This window comes from Thalassotalea sp. SU-HH00458, from assembly GCF_040362795.1.
GTDB lineage: Bacteria > Pseudomonadota > Gammaproteobacteria > Enterobacterales > Alteromonadaceae > Thalassotalea_H > Thalassotalea_H castellviae.
This window is the reverse complement of record NZ_BAABWW010000004.1, coordinates 304,071-322,114: the sequence shown is the minus strand read 5'-3', so window position 1 is coordinate 322,114 and position 18,044 is coordinate 304,071. Positions and strand designations below refer to the sequence as shown.

General features: G+C 36.2%; 12 protein-coding genes and 1 tRNA gene. 8 read left to right on the top strand and 5 right to left on the bottom strand.

Translation table 11 applies throughout. The features are described from left to right. Window positions 1–27: 27 nt before the first annotated feature. A complete protein-coding gene (locus ABXH06_RS08395; RefSeq protein ID WP_353517933.1) occupies window positions 28–3,342 on the bottom strand; it encodes an ATP-binding protein in 3,315 nt (1,104 codons plus the stop codon). Between the two features lie 160 nt (window positions 3,343–3,502). On the opposite strand from ABXH06_RS08395, the gene hutG reads away from it, so the two are divergent. Then, on the top strand, window positions 3,503–4,297 hold the full coding sequence (gene hutG / locus ABXH06_RS08390; RefSeq protein WP_353517932.1) for an N-formylglutamate deformylase: 795 nt from the start codon (window positions 3,503–3,505) through the stop codon (window positions 4,295–4,297). Window positions 4,298–4,299: 2 nt separating this feature from the next. Further along, complete coding sequence (locus tag ABXH06_RS08385) at window positions 4,300–5,661, top strand: formimidoylglutamate deiminase (RefSeq protein WP_353517931.1); 1,362 nt, start codon at window positions 4,300–4,302, stop codon at window positions 5,659–5,661. A gap of 133 nt (window positions 5,662–5,794) precedes the next feature. On the opposite strand, the gene ABXH06_RS08380 is transcribed toward ABXH06_RS08385, so the two are convergent. Further along, entirely contained in the window at window positions 5,795–6,151 is a 357-nt protein-coding gene (locus tag ABXH06_RS08380) for a hypothetical protein (RefSeq protein ID WP_353517930.1), read from the bottom strand. Window positions 6,152–6,294: 143 nt separating this feature from the next. On the opposite strand from ABXH06_RS08380, the gene ccoG reads away from it, so the two are divergent. The 3 genes from ccoG (at window position 6,295) to ABXH06_RS08365 (ending at window position 9,572) form a co-directional block, all read left to right on the top strand. Then, window positions 6,295–7,722, top strand: a complete 1,428-nt coding sequence (gene ccoG / locus ABXH06_RS08375; RefSeq protein ID WP_311580817.1) for a cytochrome c oxidase accessory protein CcoG — start codon at window positions 6,295–6,297, stop codon at window positions 7,720–7,722. Between the two features lie 189 nt (window positions 7,723–7,911). Next, on the top strand, window positions 7,912–8,886 hold the full coding sequence (locus ABXH06_RS08370; RefSeq protein ID WP_353517929.1) for a serine/threonine protein kinase: 975 nt from the start codon (window positions 7,912–7,914) through the stop codon (window positions 8,884–8,886). Between the two features lie 53 nt (window positions 8,887–8,939). Continuing rightward, complete coding sequence (locus ABXH06_RS08365; RefSeq protein WP_353517928.1) at window positions 8,940–9,572, top strand: DsbA family protein; 633 nt, start codon at window positions 8,940–8,942, stop codon at window positions 9,570–9,572. A 32-nt stretch (window positions 9,573–9,604) separates the two neighbouring features. Here the strand turns inward: ABXH06_RS08365 and ABXH06_RS08360 are convergent, their stop codons facing one another. From ABXH06_RS08360 to ABXH06_RS08350, 3 genes are all read right to left on the bottom strand, one after another. Then, window positions 9,605–11,623 (bottom strand): SHOCT domain-containing protein, encoded by a 2,019-nt coding sequence (locus ABXH06_RS08360; RefSeq protein WP_353517927.1) that lies wholly within the window; start codon window positions 11,621–11,623, stop codon window positions 9,605–9,607. 140 nt (window positions 11,624–11,763) lie between these two features. Beyond that, entirely contained in the window at window positions 11,764–12,417 is a 654-nt protein-coding gene (locus tag ABXH06_RS08355) for a single-stranded DNA-binding protein (protein WP_353517926.1), read from the bottom strand. A 142-nt stretch (window positions 12,418–12,559) separates the two neighbouring features. Continuing rightward, window positions 12,560–13,522 (bottom strand): PEP-CTERM sorting domain-containing protein, encoded by a 963-nt coding sequence (locus ABXH06_RS08350; RefSeq protein WP_353517925.1) that lies wholly within the window; start codon window positions 13,520–13,522, stop codon window positions 12,560–12,562. A gap of 251 nt (window positions 13,523–13,773) precedes the next feature. On the opposite strand from ABXH06_RS08350, the gene ABXH06_RS08345 reads away from it, so the two are divergent. From ABXH06_RS08345 to ABXH06_RS08335, 3 genes are all read left to right on the top strand, one after another. Then, a tRNA-Arg gene (locus ABXH06_RS08345) sits at window positions 13,774–13,848 on the top strand. A 158-nt stretch (window positions 13,849–14,006) separates the two neighbouring features. Continuing rightward, window positions 14,007–15,002 (top strand): efflux RND transporter periplasmic adaptor subunit, encoded by a 996-nt coding sequence (locus ABXH06_RS08340; protein WP_311580799.1) that lies wholly within the window; start codon window positions 14,007–14,009, stop codon window positions 15,000–15,002. A 3-nt stretch (window positions 15,003–15,005) separates the two neighbouring features. Further along, complete coding sequence (locus ABXH06_RS08335) at window positions 15,006–18,035, top strand: efflux RND transporter permease subunit (protein WP_353517924.1); 3,030 nt, start codon at window positions 15,006–15,008, stop codon at window positions 18,033–18,035. Window positions 18,036–18,044 lie beyond the last annotated feature (9 nt).

The following is an 18,044-nucleotide window of genomic DNA, read 5'->3' as shown; positions in this document are numbered from 1 at the left end:
TTAATTAGGCGAGATATAAAGTGATGATTAACCATTGTCACTTTGATTTCGCCAAGTCAATATTTCTATATAAAATAAATCGAGTTTATTACACACGTTCAAAACCGCGGCTTTTGTTAAAGAGGTCTCGGGATCATGTAAGACACGTAAAACGTTATTGATAACCGCTTCCATTTCTTGATGATGTAACGCCTCAATTTGAGCCTTTAAATTTTGTAAGTGGCTATTCAATGCTGAAAAATTTAAACGTGTCAGGGCAGAGAGTATCTGTTGTTTTTCTTGTTCCCATGACGTGATAAAGGGTTGAATGGCTAACTCGCTACGTTCTCGATCATGGTTAAAATGCGATAACAGTATCGCCGCATTAAATAATAAATAGGTAGCCTGTTCATCTGCTTGGGGCGAATGAAGTAATCGTTTTTTCTGAATCGCACGATAAGCATGATTCACTTTATCGGTGATCTCTTCTTGCGTACATGGCTTTGTCATATAATCATCAAAACCTGCCGATATACATTTTTCTGCGGCACCACTTAATGCATCCGCCGTTACGGCGATCAACCACAGGGGTTCTTTTGCGAGCGCTTTTATTTTGGCCGCTAATTCAAAACCGTCCATATTTGGCATATGACAATCTGATATGACTAATTGATACGAATTACGTTCATACATTGTTAACGCTTCTAAGCCATCATAAGCGACATCGGCTTCTATACCTAAACGTGATAGTTGCGAGGTTAATACTTTGACATTCACTAAATTATCTTCAGCAATAAGCACGTTAATACCTTTAAAGCGCTCATCTTCTGGCTTAATGGCATTGCGGGTGTTTTTTCGTCTTTCTGTTATTTCCTTTTCAAATTCGGCTTGTTGATATGTGAGATCAAAATAAAACTCACTGCCACTACCTTCAACGGAGTGGATATTGATTTTCCCTCCCATTCCCATCACTATTTCCTGACAAATACTTAAGCCTAAACCTGTACCACCAAATTTACGCGTAATGTCGTCATCGGCTTGAATAAAAGGTGTGAAAAGTTGTGATTGTTGTTTAGGAGAAATACCGATCCCCGTATCAGTGACAGACATTCTGATGGTGTCGTAAATTCCATCTTTTTTAATCGCTTGTTCAATACGTTTTATTGATAAAGTAATTGAACCATGCTCGGTAAACTTGATGGCATTACTGATCAAATTATTAAGCACCTGATTGAGGCGAGTTGGATCGGTAAAATAACTGTGGGTAATATCATCATCAACGTGACATAACAGTTGAATATTTTGCTGATCATTCACCATTCTAAAACTTTTCAAGGCATTTTTAGCCAGTAAATGAAAATTAACGGGGACCGATTCTAGCGTAAGTTTTCCTGCATCCATTTTAGAAAAATCTAAAACATCATTTAACAATGCAAGTAAATGACGAGCTGATCCTTCAAGAGTATCAAGCAGTTCAGTTTGGTCTTTATTTAAAGGGGTAAAATTGAGCGCTTCAGCCATCCCTAATATACCGTTCATTGGCGTTCTTATTTCATGACTCATTTTTGCCAAAAAGGTGATTTTAGCTTGCGCAGATTGTTCGGCTTCATTTCGTGCTGATTCAGCGATGACAAGAGCATTTTCTACTTTCTTTTGAGCGGCTTTTCTTAATTGAAGTCGACGGTAATATACCCAAAAAACAATCAGAGCAATGATGACAATGACAATAAATAGATAGCTAGCTTTTCGATAAATGACATCTACTTGTGCTTGAACATTGGCTTCGGGAAAAGAAGCTTGGCTCCATTTAGCGTATAAATTTTCAAACTCAGTGGCGGGTAGTGCGTTGATTGTTCTATTGAGTAAAGCAACTAAGGTTTGTTCTGCTTTGGTGGTGGCGAAAGTAAACTGGGCGTCTCTGTGAAAGTCCGGTAACGGTTGAGAAGTTAAATTAGACAGATGATTTTTCTTAATTAAATAAGATGTCGCCAAAGAACGACCTATAAAAACGTCTGCATTGCCCTGAGATACAGCGGTAAGTGCCAATTCAAGGGTATCAAATAACATAAATGTTGCTTGAGGATAGGCTTTTTTTAGTAATTGAGTTGCTTGAAAGTTTTTGATCGCTGCAATTGTGCGATTGTTTAAATTTGAAAATTGTTGTTCTTGGGGAATAGTAGGGTTGTAAACTATGCTGTAATGCGCTTTTAAGTAAGGAATACTAAAGCTAAATTGTGGTTCGAGTGATTTATCATATTCAATGTTGACTAATAATTCAGCGTTACCTTTTGTCACTTTATCTATAAGATCCTGAAAATTATCGACATAAACAGGTTTGAAAATAATACCCAGCTTTGCAGAGGCATGGTGCAATAAGTCGATTGCAAATCCTCGTTCAATAATATTGCTGTGACTTTGGCTGATAATATATGGCGGAAATCCAGCATGAGTAATGGGATATTGAATAATGTTGTGATCTATCACATATTGTTTTTCTTGCTCAGTCAGTCCTTGCGAATATTGACCCAGTGAAAGCTCAAAATTATTCTCTACATTGGATAAATATTTATCTTGCCATAATTTAGCTTGTGCCGCTTTTACTTGTCGTAAGTTGTTGTTAATCAGAGAAAGTAATGCTCGGTCATTGGTACGAGTTGTAAAATGTAACGTGATATCTGGGATGTCTTGTTGATTGATATAAAATTGATTTTGCAGTGAACGAGATTCTAGTGCTTGTTTCAATAACCAAGGTTTTGTTGAATAAATCGCATCAAATTTCGTTTGCTTATCAAGCAGTGTATTTAAATCGATAAAAAACTGGCGAGAAACTGTATCGGATAAAAATCTTAGGGTATTTTTATCTTCAGAATGTATCGCTAATTGAAATCCGTCAGAATTATTGTGATTTATGCGTTGAAAAAGGGTTTGTTTAAATTTAGCGTAGGGAATGCTGTACAAGACGTTTTTATATTCGGGTTGATAAATGTTAAATGCCACAACATCAATTTTTTCTTCTTTAAGTTGTTTCAGCGCTTCTACGGTTGGTAAAAAATAAAATTTTACATCGATTTCGTTATCAATTGCCCAAATTTGCCAAAACTCCTTGAGAAAGTTTACCACTTGTTGGACAGGTTCGGGTGACGCTGCATCAATACTGGCTTGATCAGGAAGAGAAATACGGATCACACGATTTTTTTCAAGTACGTTATTTGTTTCAATTGAGGCTGTAGTCGTATTAGCAAAAGCAAGATTAACCAAAGCTTGAGAGAGAAAAGTAAGCAAAGCTAACACAATAACTAGCGTGGTGTTCAACGGAAAACTTTTAACGTCTTTTATTGATCGCTCACCACAGGTATTGTCCATAAAGTTAAGTATTTTTAATTAGTTAATCTCTTGAACTAACCTTATTAGATAACCGTTAATCCAGCAAATATATTTTCAAGCTAGAATTAGTATTGCTTGGATCGTCTCTGGCATGGTAAATTAGCGAAACAAAGTTGTATATACAATTAATCGAGGGTTTATGTCTACAAGTTATCAACTGATCAAAGGCCGAGTTCCATTATTAATTAGCATGCCGCATAACGGCCAAGAAATTCCCGAAGATATTGCAAATAAAATGACAGAGCAGGCAAAGCAAGTTCCTGATACTGATTGGTATAAAGATAAGTTGTATGATTTTGCTGTTGAGCTGGGAGCTTACATATTAATCCCTAAATATAATCGTTACGTCATTGATTTAAACCGTGATCCAAATGGCGTTGATTTATATCCTGGTGCTAATTCTACAGAGCTATGTCCTACAACTGCATTTGACTTGTCGCCTTTATATCGAGACGGGTATATGCCGGATGATCAAGAAATTAATCGTCGAATAGCCCTGTATTGGCAGCCATATCATCAAGCTATTAGCATTACTTTAGATGAAATTAAGCAGCATTTTGGTCAAGCGGTGTTATTAGAAGCGCATTCTATTTTATCTCACGTGCCACGTTTTTTTGAGGGACGATTACCGGATTTTAATTTCGGTAATGCAGATGGAAAAAGCTGCAGTGAAATGATGCTAGAGAAAGTGCAATCATTAGACTTCTCGCCATATAGCATGATTAGTAATGGGCGATTTAAAGGGGGCTTTATAACCCGCGAGTATGGACAACCTGCTAATAAAGTTCATGCATTACAGCTTGAACTTTCGCAAATAACGTATATGAATGAAGCGAGTTTAGAATATAACGAAACGCTTGCCGCACAAGTAAAACCAAAATTAAAAGCGTTAGTTGAATGCTTAATTGAATTTGCACAAGATACGAGAGATTAGTCATGAAAATTTTTGCAGAGCGTATTTTATTATCCGATGGTTGGGCAAAGCAGCAAACACTGACCATTGAACAAGGCATAATTAAAGCAATTGAAACTGGTCAACAAACGGGCGCTGAAAAAGTTGGGACTGTAATTCCTGGAATGGTGAATTGTCATTCACATGCTTTTCAACGTGCTTTTGCAGGCTTTAGTGAACAAGGTAGTGAAGGGCAAGACAGTTTTTGGACTTGGCGCAAAGTCATGTACAAATTTTTAGCGCAATTAACTCCTGAAAATGCACAAGTGATCGCTACGCAACTCTATATCGAAATGCTTAAAATGGGTTATACCCGTGTCGCCGAGTTTCATTATTTACATCATGATATTAACGGTGAACCTTACGCTGAGCTGTCGACAATGGCGAGTGCTATTTTTGATGCCGCAAAAGACTCTGGCATAGGATTGACTTTGTTACCTGTGTTATATCGATACAGTGGTTTTGGCCAGCAAGCAGCAACAGAAGGCCAAAAACGTTTTATTAATAATACTGAGCAGTTTAATCAATTAGTCAGTGATTGTTTTAGGCTAAGCGAAAGCTATGAAAATACCAATGTTGGAATAGCACCTCACTCGTTACGTGCCGTTGATTTAACTTCACTTGCTGTTGCCGTGGAACATGTTCGAGCATTAGATGCCAATGCGCCAATTCACATTCATATTGCTGAACAACAACAAGAAGTGAATGACTGTGTAGCCCACTATGGCAAAAGACCCGTGCAATGGTTATTAGACAATATGTCATTGGATCAACAATGGTGTTTAATTCATGCAACACATATCAATGAACAAGAGCGTCAAGGCATAATCGCGGCTCGAAGTATTGCGGGTATTTGTCCAACGACAGAAGCCAATTTAGGTGATGGCATTTTCCCAACGACTGAGTTTTTAGCGGAACAAGGAACCTTCGCCATTGGCTCAGACAGTCATATTTCGGTTAACCCAATCGAGGAGTTACGCTGGCTGGAATATGCGCAACGTTTAATTAAACAACAACGAGCAATATTAGCGCACGAAAAACAAATATCGGTAGGGCAAAACCTTTGGCAAAGCGCAGCATTAGGTGGTGCGCAAAGCACTCACAGTAATGCCGGTGAAATAGCGGTTGGCAAACAAGCAGATTTATTAGTACTCGATGATAATAAATTAGCGTTATTTGCCCACGATGAACAACATTTATTAGATAGTGTTATTTTTGCCACTCAAACCAATGTTGTTAAAGATGTAATGGTAAATGGTTGCTGGGTTGTTAAAGCGGGCTCTCACAAACAAGAGCAAAAAGCTCAATTAGCGTTTGTGGAAATGTTAGCAAAACTTTCCGCCTAGACTGAAAGCCAAATGTAGCGCGGTAAAACTGTATCTATAGCACATCAAAACCAAGCATTGGAAGGAGAGATAGTCCCTTCCAATGTTCATCTCGTATTAAATGATATCAAGATTAGTACAGCTAAAACTTTGCTTAAAATAATGATTGATAAGCACTAATTTTAGTACATATTAACTGTTGATTTTTCTGATGAAGTTTTGGAGTTGGCCGTTTATTTTCACAATACTTATTGTAAAATTCTTTTACTGATTCTCTTGTACTGGTAATGGTTCGTACAAATGCCTGCTCTTCTTCATTAAATTGTCCAAAACTTGGCTGTAAATCTTTATAAATTTTTTCAGGATTTAATCGAACTTTAGTATCTGTTGCGTTTGAAAATTCCGATAGCACCATAGTTTTTTGCTCTTCAAACCAACTTTCTAGTTCAGGTTGCGGATAAAAATGCAAAAAAATTGCAATTGCTACGATTAAGATCAATAAATTCTTCATAGTATGTCGTATAATGTTAACTTGTTATTAGAATAATCAATTTTGCGCCAACAATACATCATCTTTAATTATTAACGAGTAATTTGTCGTTAATTTAATGGCGCGGTTCGATTTTTCACGGGTTTTATTGCATAGGATTCACGGTGAAATCAGAAAAAGAACACAACGTTAAAATACCGATTAAAAATATCAAAATTCATCAACCTGCCCAGGTTGAACATTATAAGCCTCGCGATCAAATTTATGTCAGAAAAGTGACCGGTGTATTTCAAACATTACGCCGTAAAATGAACTTTTTCTTTTTGACCTTATTTGCGGTACTACCTTGGTTACAATACAACGGTCATCAAGCCATTCTTTTTGATATTGTTGAACAACGATTTACCCTTTGGGGATTAACCCTTTGGCCGCAAGATTTAACCTTACTTGCGTGGCTATTTATTCTTAGTGCCTTTTTATTGTTTTTTGTTACTACTTTTTTAGGCCGGGTGTGGTGTGGCTATTTATGCCCACAAACGGTGTGGACATTTATTTTTATTTGGTTTGAAGAAAAAATTGAAGGGACGGCAAACCAACGTAAAAAACTCGACTCGCAAAAACTTAATGTCAATAAATTCTGGCGAAAAGCCCTTAAACATAGTTGTTGGCTCTTTTTTTCGTTATTAACAGCATTAACTTTTGTGGGATATTTTGTTCCTGTTCAGACTGTTTTTATCGACTTTTTTACTTTCAATAGCTCTTTCGCTATTGCTGGTACCATTTGGTTTTTTGCCTTGTGTACCTATGGCAATGCTGGTTGGATGCGTGAAGTGATGTGTTTGCATATGTGTCCTTATGCCCGTTTTCAATCGGCGATGTTTGATAAAGATACCTTTACGGTATCTTATGATGCAAAACGCGGTGAAAATCGAGGAGCACGTTCAAGAAAACAAGATCCCAAAGAACTAGGTTTAGGTGACTGTATTGACTGTAATTTATGTGTGCAAGTTTGCCCAACCGGTATAGATATTCGTAATGGTTTGCAATATGAATGTATAAACTGTGGCGCTTGTGTTGATGCTTGTGATGGTGTTATGGAGCGGATGAAGTACGAAAAAGGCTTGATTCGCTACACTACTGAGCATGAACTAGAAGGTAAAAAAGTTCATTTAATTCGATCGAAACTATTAGGTTATGCTGTGGTTTTATTGATTATGAGCAGTTTATTGATCATCGAAATAGTCAATAGGGCACCGGTTTCATTAGATATTATTCGGGATAGAACTGAACTTGCAAAAGAAAATTTTAACGGTGAAATTGAAAATGTATATACCTTAAAAATTCTTAATAAATCGCAAACTGATAATCGATACCGGTTATCAGTAAATGGGATTGAAAATACCACATGGCATGGTGAACAAGAAGTATTGGTCAAGGCGGCTTCTGTTTATACCTTACCTATGAGTATTTCAGTCGACCCGTATGAGCTAAATGGTGCATATATGACAGATATTTCTTTTGTTATTGAGCTCATTTCTGATGACGATGACGTAAAGCTTGATAAAGAAAGTCGCTTTTTTAATAAGCGTTAAACTCTTAGTTTCCTGGCTATCTATTTGGACGCGTGATTAATACAAACATCACGCGTCTTTTATTCTGATGGTTAAAACATCGTTTTATTCGCATTTGCATCGCTTTAAGCTTTTCGACTTTTATTAACTCCTGTATCCTTGAGGTTTATGTTATTGATTTGTCATAACGACTTTATTCATTGAGAGCCTATGTCCGTATTTGATTTTACTTCGTTATCGCCTGATTTAATCCTTGATGGCATAGAAAGTATCGGCTTGCAGGTAGATAGCGGTTTACTGGCATTAAATAGTTATGAAAATCGCGTTTATCAATTTCATGACGAAGATAAAATCAAATATGTTACGAAATTTTATCGACCTCAGCGTTGGTCAAAAGCACAAATTCAAGAAGAGCACGACTTTGCATTTGAACTTGCTGACGAAGAGTTACCGATAGTTGCGCCATTAAAATTTTCAGGTCGATCTTTATTTGAACATCAAGGTTATTACTTTTCTATATACCCTTGTCGAGGTGGACGTATATTTGAAGTGGATAATTTAGACCACTTAGAATGGATGGGAAGATTTATCGGCAGAATACATGCCGTTGCAGGCCAAGCTCCTTTTCACACGCGACCAACCTACAGTAAAGAAGAGTCGTTGATTCAAGCTCGGGAAATCATAAAAAATTCAGCATTTGTCCCGCAATATATTGAAAATGCGTTTTATACCATTTTAGACCAAGTGATTGAGCTGGCGTGTCAGCAATATCAACCAACCGATGAAATAAGACTACACGGCGATTGCCATGCGGGTAATATTTTATGGACTGATGACGGCCCTCATTTTGTTGATTTAGATGATTGTCGTATGGGACCAGCAATTCAAGATTTATGGATGATGCTCTCAGGCGACCGGCAACAGCAAACTTTGCAATTGGATACTCTTTTAATGGGTTATGAAGAGTTTTATGAGTTTGATACAAAACAGTTTGCCTTGATCGAATCTTTGCGTACTATGCGGGTAGTGAATTATATGGCTTGGCTTTGTAAGCGATGGCAAGATCCTGCGTTTCCGCATAGTTTTCCATGGTTTAATACCCAAAGATATTGGGAAGAGCAAGTGTTGATGCTGAAAGAGCAAATGTCGGCATTACAACAACCACCGCTCACCTTAATGCCATAAATCGCACAAATCATATAGAATTTATCATTTTAAAATTTATAAGGGTTAATTGAATGAACAAGTTATTGAGTCTACTCGTTGTGGCAACGCTTTCTTTTTTTACACATGCGAGTGATTATCAAGAAGGCAAACATTACGTTAAAATACAAGAGTTACCTGTAGATTCTCCGGAAGTTAGAGAGTATTTTTCTTTTTATTGTGGCCATTGTTATAACTTTGAATTTATGGCGAAATCTATCGAGAAAAACTTGCCTGAAAACGTTAAGTTCGTCAAAAATCATGTCGATTTTTTAGGTGGCGCTTCAAAGAAAATGCAACAAACCCTGACACGTGCATTAATTACAGCTCAAAAAATGGGTATCGAAAAAAGCCTAATAGCGGCAATTTTCAAATATATTCATGTGCATAGAGCTGTCTTTACTTCGGTAAAAGATGTTCGAAATGTTTTTATCTTTAACGGCGCAGATGGTGAGAAATTTGATCAACTTATTAATAGTGACGAAGTGGTTAAAGCGGCTGAAGCAATGAAAAGTAATCAAGATATACTGGCAAACAGTGGTGATTTAAAAAGTGTGCCAAGTATTGTGGTTAATGGTAAGTACATGATTCATACGCACGATCTTGATAAATCGAACATAGAAGAAGATTTCAATAACTTAGTGAAGTATTTATTGACCTTGAAGTAATGAAGTATACAAACGATTAATCTACCGTTAGATTAATCGTTTTTGTTAAGATTATTAAACACTTTTGCCTTTGCTTGATTAAATTCCGCTTCAGTAAGCAAGCCTTGTTGTTTCAGTTTCCCTAATTTATCTAAAGAATTTATCAGGGAAATATCTCTCAATTCGACGTTGTTATCTGCCTCTACTTTATTTTGTTCTGTAGGCGTTATAGGTAAAGGTTTTGGCACATCTGGCGTCGCTCTGTTTTTACTACTTTCATTAGATGAAGGAATCGCAATAGCTTCATTTTTATTGGTTTTTTTATGGTTGGACGTATTTGGAACTACGGGTTTTACAATAATGCGCTCTTCAGTTAATTCTGGGAATATTGTTTGCGATAACAACCAACACCAATCAGATAATTGCTTACAAGTTTCTTCATATTTTCCACGGGTCAGTCTTTGATTGCCTTTTCGTAGATAGAGACAAATAGGATAAATATTTGAAGATTTGTCCGTGATAACCATCTCGATAATACGGACTTTATCATCGATCATTTTATCTCTTTTTTCGGTTGCAAAAGCTAAGTTGAGCATTTGTTCTTTTTTATTGGTAAAGCGACTCTCTGGCTCTTCATAAGTAAAATTATAAAGTGAATTTTTATTGAGGAATATTTCACTTCGTGCAATATCAGCAATCTTTAATTCAGTGTTTACTATTTTTTCATGTCGCTTATAGAGCAATACCGATTTTTTCTTAGCGTCTAGATCAAATTTTGCAAATTGTTTTCTCAAAAACGCTTTGGGTAAATTTGTTTTTGTCTTGCGACGAACTATGACTAGGCTGACAATAAATAACGGGAGTAGTAATATCCAAGCAAAATTCATATTTTTTTGCCTAGCTGTTGTTTTATCTACCGTATTATCTGAGTTTTGATGATCAGGCGTGGAGGAGTTAATAGTAAAAATGACATGAGAAGATTTGTCGACAATAAGCAATTCATCATGCTCATCCGTGAGTAAAGCCAGTTCACTATCTTTTGTAAGCCTATTATCATCTATTACTTGTACGGTTGAAACCTCAAAAGGAGGTTCTTTATTTATCGCGATTAACTTCCAGTGATTATCCCAAGTTAAATAAAAAATATGATTTCTGTATTTAGCGAACTTCATGCCACGGTAAATAATACTATTACTTTGTTGAGGGAATGGCGCATGAATAGTATTAGATTGTGATTTGTTTTGGCGGAGGTCTTCACCATATTTGATAGTATTCACACTAAACTTTTTTGGAGTATTTTGAGTTACAAAAAGCTGTTGTTTGCCATCTTTTGGCCAGTGAATCTCTAAAAGCGAATGTAATCCTGTGGCAATAATCTCATTATTAATATCTTCTCTATTAATGAACGGATTTCTTACCGGAATTGAGTAGCTTTTGAAACCGAATTTTTCAGGGTTAATGCTTAAAATACTACCTGAATATAACGCTGAATCTGGATAATTAGCATCGGCGGATAATGCAATGTAGAGGTTTCCATAGTTTTCGTTCCAAGATTTCATAAAAGGGTTAAACCTTAATTGAAGAATGGTTTGACTTGCTGAAAAAATGGGTAAGCGAAGTACTTCTCTTGGCTGATTTTTAGTATGAACAAAGGAGGTCAATTTTTCATTATCAAATTGCCATTCGCTAATAACCCATTCATATTCGTGATGACTTAATGGGTTGTTTTCTTGAATACGTGTTGTCGGTTTATTGCTATCGATTGGTTCAATATGAGCCGTATATAAGGTTAAATAGCCGTATGCTTGTTGGAGTTTAAAGCTTGGATGAAGCGCAATTTTATTTAATGAATGTAGTTGTGAAAAATATTTTTTTAAATGAATGATTGGTTCAGCATGTAAGTTATTATCTTTAACTAAATGAATGTTTCCTAATTTGTCATGGACAATATAGCTTTCGTTATCCAAAGGATTTTTACTAATTTCATGCCACAGCACATTCGACTGATTGCTAAATGTATGAGCAATCTTTAACGTTGTCTCTGCCGTTTCTGCGTGAACATTTCCTAACATAGTCAGTAGAATTGTCAGAGAGAAGCAAACTTTAAGAAAGTTTTTATTGTTAAAATAATGTCTTAAATAGTACATAGAAAGTGGTTAAAAAGCCTCTGTGCTTGTAGAGAATTCCCTTAATTAGTTTGATTATATATCCATTAATTGATTTTTTGTAAAATAACGTCTTGTGCATCAATCAATTGAGATTTAGTCGCGTCTTTTAAGTAACTTAATCTACCATTAATAATTAACTCGTCATCAACATTGGCATTATCTTTTAAGTAAGCTGCTTGTTTGCCCCAAACATGTACGGTTCGCTCAACACTGATGCTGCGTAACTCTTGGGTTACTGGTGAAAAGCTATAAAAATTTATCGCCAAGCGTAATTCCGCTAATTGTTTGTTGTTTTCTGTATTTACTAGTTTAATCTCGCTGGATATTTTTCCGCTACACTGTAATTGATTGATGGAGCGAGAATAACCTTTTGGATAACGATGAGCGTAGGTAGCGTGTATAAGTTCACGATTGGTTTTTTTACTGTTTACCATATGCCCTTGCACTAAAATGACATCGCCTTTTTCTGCTTGCAATAATGAACGTTCCACCACATCGCCTATCATCTTAATCGTATGATAGTGCGTCCATTCTTTAAATTGATTGGTTCTTTTATCGAACCATTTTGAATGAGTCGCAACCACAAATTCCGCAATAGCAATCACAGGGTTTACCTGATAGCGAATCTCAGGTTTATTCACTAAATTACCCAATAGAGTAATATTACATAAGTGGTTTTGAGGAAGTTCTGATTGCATGTATGTTTTCTAATTGATTGAATTAATTAGGAGATTACGTCAGCCTTAAAAATTGTTCAAGCAGATTAACTTAATTGCTATTAGTATTACGACCTAAAAAAACCATCATATCAATGATGGTTTTTATTCTTTTATAAAAGTATTAAAATCGTTTTTTTCTAAATGCAACAAGCATTAATGAAAACACAAAAAGTACTATGGTTGATGGCTCTGGAACTGTCGTGGTTGGCTCATTAATTGGGTCTCTGGCCCAAACGGTCAAATGTGAAAGGCCGGCACTAAAATCACCGGGTTTAACATCAATAGAACCTGCTAGTGAATATGCTGTTTCAAAATTAAAGGCACCTGGTGCTTCACTGCCAAAAATTTCATAAAAGTTAAAGTCATATACAGCCCAGCCTTTATCATCTTGGTTGCCTTGCCCGTTTTGGTTGCCACTACCTGCTTTAGTAACAAAGGCTAAATGATCAAATGTTGATCGGTTTAAAACAGTTCCTACTGTCTCAGCGATATCTATATCAGTCGTTAATGTCCAATTAATTGAAGAGCAATCACCGCCAACATTTACACATTCAAAAGTAAACGTTAAAACATCTGAAATTAAGAGTGAGATAGTCTCATCGTAATTGGTAATAGATTTATAACTTGTTGAATTATTATCTACATCAAATTTTGCTAAATTTATCCAACCAGGATCAGTTGCATTACCATCGCCATCTATATCTATTTTGTCACCATCAAACCAAGGATTAGCTACGCCATCAACTAAACCGTCAATAAATTCGTTACCAGTTAATGGACCGCCGCCATTAAGTAACCCGTCCCCAGATTGACCAATATTTAAGTGAGGTGTTAAATGGCTTTCAAGTTGACTGTCATTACCCGCATAAATGCCAATGCATTCTGATGCACTATAAGGACCATTTTGTAATAAATTGGCGCCGGTAGGGCCACCTGTGTTGTTATTAATATCTAAATCTGAGAGTTGTACCGTTGTCAATGTGGCATTATTGACATTGCAATCACCCGTTACAATCAATTGCCCAAATGAAAACTGAGAAACTAAGATCAGTGATAAACTAAAAAGTTTTTGTAAATTGTTCATTTTTATATCCGTGTTTAGCTTCGTTGCTAATGATAATAAAACATCTATGCATTTTAAGTGCCTGAAATTTAATGCCTTGATTATTAATGTAATTATTTATACTTGGCATTTTGTAAAACTATTATTGTAAATTAAGCTGACAGTTTTAATTCAACGTACTAATGTAGTGATTTTAACTTTTTTACTTAAATTTATTGAGTACGACTAGTAAAGCGACGGTGATTTGACTAGAATCGCAACCTCTTAATGAAGCTCTCGTGGTGAAGTGGATATCACGTGGACCTCCGGAGTCTAAGTCGCAGGTTCGATTCCTGCCGAGAGCGCCATTAACCCTTTCTTTTGTCTCTAAGTTATCAATATTCATGCAACGCTTTGCTCTAGCGTTGAAACACGTTGAAAAAAATGTACTTTTAATTCATACAATATTAAAGTAGTGCCTATAATAATGTTAGTTACATCAACAAGGTAGTTTCATTGTAATTATATGAAATCAATATTTACGTATATATTCGTTGCAAGTGTTTTTCTTGGCCAAACTGTGTCTGCTCAAAATTATGAGCTAGCGCAAGTTGCGGTTACCCCTTTTGAAAAGTCAGTCAAGCGAGCAGGAAAGGTTGCATTTAAACGGACATTAAAGTTGTCCTTTAAAAGTAGTGGTTATTTAAAAACACTTTCGGTCGATGAAGGTGATTTTTTTTCTGCGAAACAATTGCTCGCCTCTTTAAATACTGAAGAACTTATCGCGGAGAAAAACTCCCGCTATGCGCAATTATTACAAGCGAAACGCGAAGTTAATCGCACGAAAAAATTACTGGCACAAGAATTAAGTTCAGAGCAGGCATTAGAATTAGCGCAAACCAATGTTGAAACTACGCGTGAAGCTTATCAAGTATCTTATTATAACCTTGAAAAAGCAGAGATATACGCACCTTTTGATGGCGTTGTTTTAGCAAGATACACTGATTTAGCGGAATTTCAGGCACCAGGTCAAGAAGTATTAGAAGTTGCGGCAATAAATAAAAATTTAGTGGTGAAAGTAAAGTTAACCGATAAAGAAATTAGTTTTGTTAAATTAGGCCAAAATGTCGCCGTCGATTTACCTAATATTGGTCGAATAAACGGCGTTATTTCTAAGATTCCTGTGACTAGTAATACCGAAGGCGCTTTATATTTAATTGAAGTGTTACTCGAAGATATTCAAGCTGGTCAAGGTGTGGTGGCTGGACAATTAGCGCAAGTGACCATTCATTTTGCAACTGAGAATTCAGTCTATCAAGTGCCTATTAGCGCCTTAATAGAAATTGATGATCAAGGCTCTGCGGTATTGTTTACCAAGGTAAGCAGTGGCAAGCTAATGCGCCAAGCCTTTGATGTATTAAATATTGATACGCAATCTATTTATTTACGGGCGCAAAGTCATAATGATGCTATCGAGTTTGTGGTTAATGGTTGGCAGCAACTGAACATAAGTGAGTTATAACGCATGAAGTTAGCGCGCTCCGCGATTAAAAATGCCCAATTTACGCTGACGATTGTTATTTTAATGGTACTCGTAGGGATTGTGTCTTACTTCACTATGCCTAGGTCAGAAGATCCTCAATTTGATATTCCTATTACTTTAATTGAAGTTATATACCCTGGAGCTTCCTCTCACGATATCGAAACTTCTATAGTGACCCCTTTAGAGCAAGAATTTTCAAATATTGAGGGTATAAAACGTATAGAAGCACAAATTAAAAATGATGGGGCTAGAATAGAAATTAAATTTCTATATGGCAGTGATCCTCAAACCGCTTTCAATGAAATTAAACAAGCAGTTGCCTCTATCGAGCCAAATCTACCTGATGGCGTACAAGATATATTAGTCCTTAAGGCGACACCGACAAGTGTTGCAGTAGCTCAGTTAGCCTTATGGACTGAGCCCACTGACTATAAAACCATGGAGTTTTATGCCAAAAAGTTGGAAAAAAGATTAGAAGCAATTGCTAGCGTTAAAAAAGCCGATATTTGGGGCTACCCACAGCAAGTGGTAGCGATTGATCTTAATCTTGACTTATTGCAACACTATGGCATTACCGTAACCACTGTGAATCAAGTATTACAAAAACGAGCAGTAAATATTACACCAGGTTTTGTTGATGCTAGTACTCGGCGCTTTAATGTTAAAGCAAGTGGTAATTTCCAAGAAATTGAGCAATTAAAAGAAACCGTTGTTTATGCCAATGATCAGCTGGTGATTAAATTAAAAGATATTGCCAGTATTGCTTTTGCAGATGGTAAACCTTCCTATTTAGCTTATTTTAATGAACATCCCGTTATTTTTATTACCCTTGAGCAACGTAAAGGTACGAATATTTTTGATTTAACGGATCAATTAAATGCTGAGATTGCTTCTTTTAAAAAACAATTGCCTGAGCAAATCAAACTTGATGTGTTATTCGAGCAAGCAGAAAGTGTTGAATCAAGAGTTAATGGCTTTTTTAATAATTTATGGCAGGGCCTTATTTTAGTTGGTGTTATGTCATTATTATTTTTAGGATTGCGTGAAGCTTTAGTGGTGATAGCGGTAATTCCTTTATCCTTTTTAATCGCGATTGGCTGGTTAGATTTTGCTGGTTTTGGCTTACAGCAAATGTCGATTGTTGGTTTAATTATTGCCCTTGGCTTATTGGTAGATAACGCTATTGTGGTGACAGAGAGTATTCATCGAGAGAAAGGTAAGTTTGCCAGTTTAAAAGAAGCTGCTGCTTCAGGAACCAGTAAGGTTGGTTGGGCGATCACTAGTGGTACTGTAACAACTTTATTCGCTTTTCTGCCAATGCTAATGATCGCCTCAGATACCGGTGATTTTATACGTTCAATGCCCGTGACGGTTGTCTTTGTTTTATTAGCGTCGTTGTTATTGGCATTGGCTTTTACGCCATTATTAGCGAGTAAATTGTTTACCGTTAAACCCAGTAAAATTAAAACGTTACAACATTACGTCAATCAATTTGCCGCTAATAGTTATTTTCGGTTTTTAACAGTATTAATGAATCGAAAAATGATTGTTGTGATGGTGTTTATTGCAGCGCTTGTTTTTATGTTTTCACTTTTCGGTAAAGTAGGGTTAAGTTTATTTCCAAAAGCCGAAAAACCTATGATATTGATAGATGTTGAAGCTCCTGATAATTCATCTTTGCATTATACCAACCAAGTGATGCAGGACATTGCTAAAAGCTTGAAAAAGTATGATTTAATAAAAGAAGTGGCTTTAAATGTTGGTAACTCTAATCCTAGAATTTACTACAATGAAATTCCAAAGCGTGGGGTTGCACATTACGGACAGCTTTTAATTGTTTTGCATGAATTTAATGAAGAAAAATCCAATGATCTAGTGATATCGCTTAGGAAAGAACTTTCAAACTGGCATCAAGCTAATATTACTATTAAAGAATTTACGCAAGGCCCTGTCACCGACAAACCTATTACAGTGCGTTTAATGAGTGAATCTCTCAGTGATTTAGAACGTGTTGCAGATGAGCTTGAACAACAGATGATGAAAATCAAGGGGGTGATAAATATTGAAAACCCCATTGGCCAAGCAAACAGTGAGGTGGTACTCGATATTGATTATGAAAAAGCCGGTATGAATGGCATAGACATTAATCAATTAGATTTAACATTACAAACAGTATTAACCGGTAGTTATGTTGGCAATTTTAGTGATAAAAATGGTGAAAGTTACCCCATTGTTGTGCGAGGCAAGAAAGCTGATTTAGATATTTTTGATGATATTTATATAGCCAATATTGCCGGTGAACTAGTGCCGTTAAATCAAGTGGCTTCTTTGAAATTGGCAAAAGGTCATACCGAATTTTTCCATTATCAAAAACAAAGAATGGCTAAAATTTCCGCCGATGCCGATAAAGGTTATTCAGTTACGGCATTAACAGAGCAAATCGTCACGTATTTAGATAACTATCAATATCCGCAAGGTATGTATTATACGCTTGGTGGCGAAGAAGAGTCTCGACAAGAAAATTTCGCGGGCTTGTCACAAATTATGATCATTACCGCAGTAGGTATTTTTGCGGTATTAGTATTGCAATTTAAGTCATTTATGCAGCCTTTAGTTATTTTCACTTCTATTCCATTTGCGATTGCAGGTTCGGTTATTGGTTTATATCTTTTTAATTTATCTTTTTCGATGATGGCGTTTATTGGGCTGATTAGTTTGTTTGGCATTGTTGTCAATAACGCCATTATTTTAATTGATACCGCCAATCATAATTTCTTAGAATGTAAAGATATGCGATTAGCAATATTAGACGCAAGTAAAACGCGCTTTACCCCTATTTTGTTAACCACATTAACTACCATAGGTGGCTTAATGCCATTAACGCTCTTAGGTGGCGGACTGTGGCAACCTTTAGGTGTGGTAATTATTTCAGGGCTTTGTGTCTCAGCCATTGCGAGTTTTATCTTGGTGCCAGTTTTAACTGAGCTATTTTCGCGTTCAAAAGCTCAATAAAAGTGAATT

What these genes read in the sequence shown, in the direction of transcription:
- ABXH06_RS08395 (WP_353517933.1), bottom strand. Translation starts at nt 3,342, where the DNA reads ATGGACAATACCTGTGGTGAGCGATCAATAAAAGACGTTAAAAGTTTT.
- hutG (WP_353517932.1), top strand. Translation starts at nt 3,503, where the DNA reads ATGTCTACAAGTTATCAACTGATCAAAGGCCGAGTTCCATTATTAATT.
- ABXH06_RS08385 (WP_353517931.1), top strand. Translation starts at nt 4,300, where the DNA reads ATGAAAATTTTTGCAGAGCGTATTTTATTATCCGATGGTTGGGCAAAG.
- ABXH06_RS08380 (WP_353517930.1), bottom strand. Translation starts at nt 6,151, where the DNA reads ATGAAGAATTTATTGATCTTAATCGTAGCAATTGCAATTTTTTTGCAT.
- ABXH06_RS08370 (WP_353517929.1), top strand. Translation starts at nt 7,912, where the DNA reads ATGTCCGTATTTGATTTTACTTCGTTATCGCCTGATTTAATCCTTGAT.
- ABXH06_RS08365 (WP_353517928.1), top strand. Translation starts at nt 8,940, where the DNA reads ATGAACAAGTTATTGAGTCTACTCGTTGTGGCAACGCTTTCTTTTTTT.
- ABXH06_RS08360 (WP_353517927.1), bottom strand. Translation starts at nt 11,623, where the DNA reads ATGTTAGGAAATGTTCACGCAGAAACGGCAGAGACAACGTTAAAGATT.
- ABXH06_RS08355 (WP_353517926.1), bottom strand. Translation starts at nt 12,417, where the DNA reads ATGCAATCAGAACTTCCTCAAAACCACTTATGTAATATTACTCTATTG.
- ABXH06_RS08350 (WP_353517925.1), bottom strand. Translation starts at nt 13,522, where the DNA reads ATGAACAATTTACAAAAACTTTTTAGTTTATCACTGATCTTAGTTTCT.
- ABXH06_RS08340 (WP_311580799.1), top strand. Translation starts at nt 14,007, where the DNA reads ATGAAATCAATATTTACGTATATATTCGTTGCAAGTGTTTTTCTTGGC.
- ABXH06_RS08335 (WP_353517924.1), top strand. Translation starts at nt 15,006, where the DNA reads ATGAAGTTAGCGCGCTCCGCGATTAAAAATGCCCAATTTACGCTGACG.